Genomic DNA, 6,596 nt, shown 5'->3' with positions numbered 1-6,596 from the left:
GGTTCCGGGGACTCCGGAACGGGCCGCGGCGCCGTATGTACGGGGTGTCCCGCGGGCGGCTGCCCGGACGGGCTGCTCAGACGGTGGTGACGGCCTCGTCGAAGGCGAGGCGGGGGGAGCGCGGGAACCAGGCGTTCTCGCCGGGCTTGCCGATGTTGACGATCATCAGCGGGGTGTGGTCGTCGTCCAGGAACTCCTTCTGGACGCCGGCGGCGTCGAACCCGGTCATCGGGCCCGCGGCGAGCCCGGCGGCGCGGACGCCGACGATGAAGTAGCCGGCCTGGAGCGTGGCGTTCAGCGCGGCCGAGCGCTCGCGGGCCGAGCGGTCGCCGAAGAAGTCCTTGGCCTGGGGGAAGTGCGGGAAGAGCTGGGGCAGCTCCTCGTGGAACTCGTTGTCCGCGGCCAGGATGGCGACGAGCGGGGCGGAGACGGTCTTGTCCCTGTTGCCGTCCGACATCAACGGGGCGAGGCGCTCGCGCGCCTCGGCGGAACGGACCAGGACGACCCGCAGGGGCGACTGGTTCATCGACGTGGGGCCGTACTTCACGAGGTCGTAGATCGCCTGGACCTGCTCCTCGGTCACCGGCTCCGTGGAGAAGGTGTTGGCGGTACGGGCCTCACGGAAGAGCAGGTCCTGGGCGGCCGGGTCGATCACGAGGGACATCTTGGGGAGTACCTTCCGGACGGTTCGATCACGGGGTGATCAGGTGATGGCGGATTCACCGTAGCGCGGGGGTATGTGAATGTTCAACCAAATCTGGGGTGAGTGATCCACCGCACAGACCCGCGAACGTCCCCTCGCCTCCGACTCACCCCTCCTCCGGCTCCTTCCCGGCGAGGGAGGCGTCCAGCCGGGCCCGCGCCCCCTCCAGCCAGTGGCGGCAGACCTTCGCCAGCTCCTCGCCGCGCTCCCACAGGGCCAGCGACTCCTCCAGCGACGTACCGCCCGCCTCCAGCCGGCGCACGACCTCGATCAGCTCGTCGCGCGCCTGCTCGTAGCCCGGCGTGTCCGTCGAGGAGGCCGCCGCCGCGCCGTTGTCCGTGCTCGTCATGTCATCCACCCTAAGTACGCCTCATCCGTACGCCGCATCCGGCGAAGCGCGCGCGTGACCGCGCGCACCGACAACGATTTCCCTCCGCGCCGCCCACTTCGCGGCTCACTCCGCGCCGCTCACTCCGCGACGACCCGCACCGCGAACTCGCCCTCCGCCACCCGGGCCCGCAGCTCCTCGGCCGGGGCGACCTCCCCCGGCGCCCGTACGACCGTCCCGTCGGGCCGCTGGAGCACCGCGTACCCGCGCTCCAGCGTCGCGGCCGGCGACAGCGCCACCACCCGCGCCCGGGTGTGCGACAGCTCCGAGTCCGCCCGGTCCAGAAGATGGCGCAGCACCCGCCGGCCCCGGTCGGCCAGCGCGTCCACCTCGGTGGCGCGCTCCTCCACCATCCGGTGGGGCCGCTCCATCACCGGCCGGGCGAGCGCGTGGGCCAGCCCGCGCTCCTCGCGGTCCAGCAGCCCCCGTACCGTACGCAGCGCCCGGTCGCGCAGACCCAGGACGCGGTCCAGCTCCTCGCCCACGTCCGGCACGGTCCGCTTCGCCGCGTCGGTCGGCGTCGACGCCCGTACGTCGGCCACCAGGTCCAGCAGCGGTGCGTCCGGCTCGTGCCCGATCGCGGAGACCACCGGCGTCCGGCACGCTGCCACCGCCCGGATCAACTGCTCGTCCGAGAACGGCAGCAGGTCCTCCACGCTGCCGCCACCGCGCGCCACGATGATCACGTCCACCTCGGGCAGCGCGTCCAGCTCCTTGACCGCCTGGACGACCTGGGCCACCGCGTTGACCCCCTGCACCGCGGTGTTGCGGACCTCGAAGCGCACCGCGGGCCACCGCCGCCGCGCGTTCTCCAGCACATCGCGCTCGGCCGCCGACGCCCGCCCGCAGACCAGCCCGACGAGCTGGGGCAGGAACGGCAGCGGTTTCTTGCGGTCGGCCGCGAACAGCCCCTCCGCCCCCAGCGACCGCTTCAACTGCTCCAGCCGCACCAGCAGCTCACCGATCCCGACCGGCCGTATCTCCGTGGCCCGCAGCGAGAGCTGTCCGCGCGGCGCGTACCACTCGGGCTTGGCCTGCACCACGACCCGCGCGCCCTCGGAGACGACGTCCGCGATCGCGTCGAACACCTGCCGATAGCACGTGACGCTCACCGAGATGTCGTACGAGGGGTCGCGCAGGGTCAGGAAGACGACCCCCGCGCCGGGCCGGCGCGAGAGCTGGGTGATCTGCCCCTCGACCCAGATGGCGCCGAGGCGGTCGATCCATCCGCCGATGAGCCGCGAGACCTCACCGACGGGCAGCGGAGTGTCCGCGGACGTGTGGAGAGCCATGCCGAGGAGCGTAACGGCCGCCTCTGACATCGCCGCCCCGATTCATTTCGCCGAGCGTCCCCGTTGCACCAGCAGCACCACGAGCCCCACGGCCAGCCAGATCGCGCCCACCACCTGAGCCGTCCCCGCCGCCTCCGCGATCACCGCGACGAGGATCGCCGCCCCGATCACCGGCAGCACCAGATGCGCGAACCAGCGCGGCGGCCCCTCCGCGCGCCGTACCACGAACCACCCCACCACGGACGCGTGCAGCAGGACGAACGCCGTCAGCGCCCCGACATCCACCACCGAGACGAGATGGTCCAGGCCGTCCGGGCGCCGCGCCGCCCACACGGCGGCCACGAGCGTCACCACCGCGGCCAGCAGCAGCGCCACCCGGGGCACCCCCGCGCTCGTACGGGACAGCGCGCGCGGCAGCCGGCGCTCGCGGCCCATCGCGAAGAGCAGCCGGCCGGCCGCCGCCTGCCCGGCCAGCGCCGCGAACGCCGCGCCGATCGCCTTGCTCACCGCCACCAGATCGTGCAGCCAGGTGCCGACCGCCGTGTCCACCGCGTCGTAGAACGCCGACCCCTGCTTCGCCGGATCGGCCGCCAGCTCCGCCGAGGTCACCGGCTCCAACAGCGCCACCAGGTACGTCTGCGCGATGAACAGCACGCCGGCCAGCACCAGACAGAACAGCACAGCGCGCGCCACCTGCCGCGAACCACCCGTCACCTCCTCGGCGAACGAGGCGATCGCGTCGAAGCCGAGGTACGAGAGCACCGCGACCGACACCGCGCCGAGCACCGCCGCCAGGGAGAAGCCCGTATCGCCGGTGAAGGGTGAGAGCCAGCCGCGCGTCGCCCCGTCCCGCACCAGCACCACCACGGCCGACACGACGAAGACCAGCAGGACCACCAGCTCCATCGCCAGCACCGCGAAGCCGACCCGGGCCGCCGCGCGTACCCCCCAGAGGTTGAGCAGCGTCGTGACGACCACGGCGATCGCCGTCCACACCCACCGGTCCACGGAGGGCACCAGTGCCTCCATGGCGATGCCCGCGAAGAGGTACGCCACCGCGGGGATCAGCAGATAGTCGAGCATCGCCATCCACCCGGCGATGAAGCCGGGCCCCTCGCCGAGCCCCTTGCGCGCGTACGCGAAGACCGACCCGGCCTGCGGTGCGACCCGCACCATCTGGGCGTAGCTGAACGCCGTGAACGCCATCGCGACGGTCGCCACCACGTAGACCAGCGCCACGGCACCGTGCGACCTGGCGTCGAGGGTGCCGAAGACGCCGACGGGGGCCATGGGGGCGATGAAGAGCAGCCCGTACACGACGAGATCCCGGAAGCCCAGCGTCCGCCGCAGCCCCTCACCACCGGACGTCGCGCCCTCACCACCCGGCATCGCGTCAGCCCCGCCCGCCCCGTTCGCCCCGCCCGCTTCGCTCGCGTCCGCCCCGCTCCCGTCTGATCCCCTGCCGGCCACCGGGTCCCTCCCTCGATCGCGTAGCGACCAGTGTCGTGCAGAGGGACGGCGTTCCGCCTCTTGTGCACGGCCTTACGATGGGACGCATGACTGCAACGTCCCGCCCGTCGCCCGCCGCCACCCCCAGTGGAGACGCCGCGCGCCGCGCCGGCAAACGCGTCCTCCTCGCCGCTCCCCGCGGCTACTGCGCGGGTGTCGACCGTGCCGTGATCGCCGTCGAGAAGGCCCTGGAGCAGTACGGGGCGCCGATCTACGTCCGGCACGAGATCGTCCACAACAAATACGTCGTCAAGACCCTGGAGAACAAGGGCGCCATCTTCGTCGACAGGACGGCGGAGGTCCCCGAGGGATCCATCGTCATGTTCTCGGCGCACGGTGTCGCCCCCGTCGTCCACGAGGAGGCGGCCGAACGCAGGCTCGCCACCATCGACGCCACCTGCCCCCTGGTCACCAAGGTCCACAAGGAAGCCGTCCGCTTCGCCGACGAGGACTACGACATCCTCCTCATCGGCCACGAGGGCCACGAAGAGGTCATCGGCACCTCGGGCGAGGCCCCGGACCACATCACGCTGGTCGACGGCCCGGAGGACGTCGCGAACGTCGAGGTCCGCGACGAGTCGAAGGTCGTCTGGCTCTCCCAGACCACGCTCTCCGTGGACGAGACGATGGAGACGGTCGACGCCCTCAAGGAGAAGTTCCCGCTGATGATCGCGCCGCCGAGCGACGACATCTGCTACGCCACCCAGAACCGGCAGACCGCGGTCAAGCAGATGGGCGCCGACGCGGACCTGGTCATCGTCGTCGGGTCCAAGAACTCCTCCAACTCGGTACGGCTGGTCGAGGTCGCCCTCGGCGCCGGTGCCCGCGCCTCCCACCTGGTCGACGAGGCCGCCGAGATCGACGAGGCATGGCTCGACGGCGTCTCCACGGTCGGTGTCACCTCGGGGGCCTCCGTCCCGGAGATCCTGGTCGACGGCGTCCTGGAGTGGCTCTCGGAGCGCGGCTTCGAGGACGTCGAGATCGTCAAGGCGGCCGAGGAGTCCATCACCTTCTCGCTCCCGAAGGAACTGCGCAGGGACCTGCGGGCCGAGGCGGCGGCGCTCTCGGAGCGCTGAGGACGAGCCGTTCGGCCCCGGGGCCTGTCGCTGTCAGCATCAGCCCGTAACGTTGTGTCCATGAACGTCTTCGGAGTGGACATCGGCGGCTCGGGAATCAAGGGCGCGCCCGTGGACCTGGAGCGCGGCGACCTGGTCGAGCCCCGCTACAAAGTACTCACGCCGCACCCGGCGACGCCCGAGAGCGTCGCCGACGGTGTGGTGGAGGTCGTCCGGCATTTCGGCTGGTCCGGGCCGGTCGGCATCACTTTCCCCGGGGTGGTGACGGGCTCGGTGATCCGCACGGCCGCCAATGTCGACAAGAAGTGGATCGACGTCGACGCGGGCCAGGTCCTCGGCGACCGGCTGAACCTGAGGGCCACCGTCCTGAACGACGCCGACGCGGCGGGCGTCGCGGAGATGGCCTTCGGGGCGGGCCGCGGCCGCAAGGGCACGGTCTTCCTGCTGACCTTCGGCACGGGCATCGGCAGCGCGCTCTTCATCGACGGCCGTCTGGTGCCCAACACCGAGCTGGGCCACCTGGAGCTGGACGGCCACGACGCGGAGAAGCGCGCGTCCACGAAGGCCAAGGACGACGAGGAGCTGGGCTGGCACCACTGGGCGCACCGGGTCCAGAAGTATCTGGCCCATGTGGAGATGCTGTTCTCGCCGGAGCTGTTCATCATCGGCGGCGGGGTGAGCCGCAAGGCCGACAAGTTCATCCCGCTGATCGAGGGGATCAGAGCCGAGATCGTTCCGGCGGAGCTGCAGAACAACGCGGGGATCGTCGGCGCGGCGATGTCGGCGGCGGGCCGCTGACGAGCGCCGGGCGGGCCCGCCACCCGCTGACCGGCTCCGCTACCCCCGCGGCCCCTGCCGCACCGCCCGGCTCGCGGTGACGCCGCTCCGCGGGGCGGGTGTCCGGCCGGTCCGGGCGGGCGCCGGCCGCCCCCGGGGCCCGGCGCCCACCCGGGTGGCGGCCCGGGTGGCGGCCAGGTCCCTGGCGAGCTGCCGCCGCCCCATCTCGCGCACCTTCCGTACGGTGGCGATGAGCCCGGCGACGAGCGTGCCCCCGTACAGCCAGCCCGCGTGGACGGCCAGCGTGGTGACGAGCGCCATGACATGCCCGCCGAAGCCCCCGGCGCCGCCGGAGATCGGCAGCGCGCCGACCGCGAAGGCGATCGGCGCGATGATCGGCGCGGTGACCAGGTCCGCGGGGCGCACCCACAGCGCGGTCACGGCGCTGACCGGCAGGAACAGCACTCCGTAGACCACGGGCTCGGCGCCGAAGAGCAGCGCGTCGAGGAAGGCGAAGAAGAGCATCGAGGCCGTGGCGAAGAGCCCGGCACCCAGTCCGGTCAGCCGAGGATTGGGCAGCGCGCGCAGCCGCCGCACGACGGGCGGCACCCGCCGCCTGTGCACCGCCGGGTGGCGCCGCGGCCGGTGCCGCCGCTGGGCCTGGTGAGGTGTCCTCCGCTGCTGCTCCACCGGACCAACGTAGGTGGCGAAGACGGACGAACCGGGGAACCGGGGGCGGGACACGCCCTCCGGGTGCCAGCGGAGGTGAGTTCGAGCGGTACGGCACCGTACGCCCCCGGAAGGGGCGCCGGTACGGAGTCCACGGCCCCGCACCCGTCGCCGCGCGCCGC

At 72.5% G+C, this 6,596-nt stretch carries 7 protein-coding genes; 2 read left to right on the top strand and 5 right to left on the bottom strand.

From position 1 onward, the window contains the following. Window positions 1–76: 76 nt before the first annotated feature. The 4 genes from ACFTZC_RS19790 to ACFTZC_RS19775 form a co-directional block, all read right to left on the bottom strand. Entirely contained in the window at window positions 77–664 is a 588-nt protein-coding gene (locus tag ACFTZC_RS19790) for a malonic semialdehyde reductase (protein ID WP_382891382.1), read from the bottom strand. A 145-nt stretch (window positions 665–809) separates the two neighbouring features. Beyond that, a complete protein-coding gene (locus ACFTZC_RS19785) occupies window positions 810–1,052 on the bottom strand; it encodes an exodeoxyribonuclease VII small subunit (RefSeq protein ID WP_382891380.1) in 243 nt (80 codons plus the stop codon). Between the two features lie 119 nt (window positions 1,053–1,171). Next, window positions 1,172–2,383: an exodeoxyribonuclease VII large subunit gene (gene xseA / locus ACFTZC_RS19780; protein WP_382891378.1), complete on the bottom strand. Its 1,212-nt coding sequence runs from the start codon at window positions 2,381–2,383 to the stop codon at window positions 1,172–1,174. Between the two features lie 42 nt (window positions 2,384–2,425). Then, window positions 2,426–3,772, bottom strand: a complete 1,347-nt coding sequence (locus tag ACFTZC_RS19775; RefSeq protein WP_382891396.1) for an APC family permease — start codon at window positions 3,770–3,772, stop codon at window positions 2,426–2,428. A gap of 158 nt (window positions 3,773–3,930) precedes the next feature. Between ACFTZC_RS19775 and ACFTZC_RS19770 the strand changes: the two genes are divergently transcribed. Both ACFTZC_RS19770 and ppgK read left to right on the top strand, forming a co-directional pair. After that, a complete protein-coding gene (locus ACFTZC_RS19770; RefSeq protein WP_382891376.1) occupies window positions 3,931–4,968 on the top strand; it encodes a 4-hydroxy-3-methylbut-2-enyl diphosphate reductase in 1,038 nt (345 codons plus the stop codon). Between the two features lie 60 nt (window positions 4,969–5,028). Continuing rightward, the gene (ppgK, locus tag ACFTZC_RS19765; protein WP_382891374.1) at window positions 5,029–5,766 is read left to right on the top strand and encodes a polyphosphate--glucose phosphotransferase; all 738 of its coding nucleotides are present in this window, start codon (window positions 5,029–5,031) and stop codon (window positions 5,764–5,766) included. A gap of 39 nt (window positions 5,767–5,805) precedes the next feature. Here ppgK and ACFTZC_RS19760 read toward each other — a convergent pair whose 3' ends face one another. After that, a complete protein-coding gene (locus tag ACFTZC_RS19760; protein ID WP_382891372.1) occupies window positions 5,806–6,435 on the bottom strand; it encodes a DUF6542 domain-containing protein in 630 nt (209 codons plus the stop codon). Between the last annotated feature and the right edge of the window lie 161 nt (window positions 6,436–6,596).

The organism is Streptomyces sp. NPDC056987 (assembly GCF_042673865.1).
Classification (GTDB): domain Bacteria; phylum Actinomycetota; class Actinomycetes; order Streptomycetales; family Streptomycetaceae; genus Streptomyces.
Note: the sequence above shows the minus strand (reverse complement) of the source record. Positions and strands in the feature narration are given on the sequence as shown.

What these genes read in the sequence shown, in the direction of transcription:
- ACFTZC_RS19790 (WP_382891382.1), bottom strand. Translation starts at nt 664, where the DNA reads ATGTCCCTCGTGATCGACCCGGCCGCCCAGGACCTGCTCTTCCGTGAG.
- ACFTZC_RS19785 (WP_382891380.1), bottom strand. Translation starts at nt 1,052, where the DNA reads ATGACGAGCACGGACAACGGCGCGGCGGCGGCCTCCTCGACGGACACG.
- xseA (WP_382891378.1), bottom strand. Translation starts at nt 2,383, where the DNA reads ATGGCTCTCCACACGTCCGCGGACACTCCGCTGCCCGTCGGTGAGGTC.
- ACFTZC_RS19775 (WP_382891396.1), bottom strand. Translation starts at nt 3,772, where the DNA reads ATGCCGGGTGGTGAGGGCGCGACGTCCGGTGGTGAGGGGCTGCGGCGG.
- ACFTZC_RS19770 (WP_382891376.1), top strand. Translation starts at nt 3,931, where the DNA reads ATGGGACGCATGACTGCAACGTCCCGCCCGTCGCCCGCCGCCACCCCC.
- ppgK (WP_382891374.1), top strand. Translation starts at nt 5,029, where the DNA reads ATGAACGTCTTCGGAGTGGACATCGGCGGCTCGGGAATCAAGGGCGCG.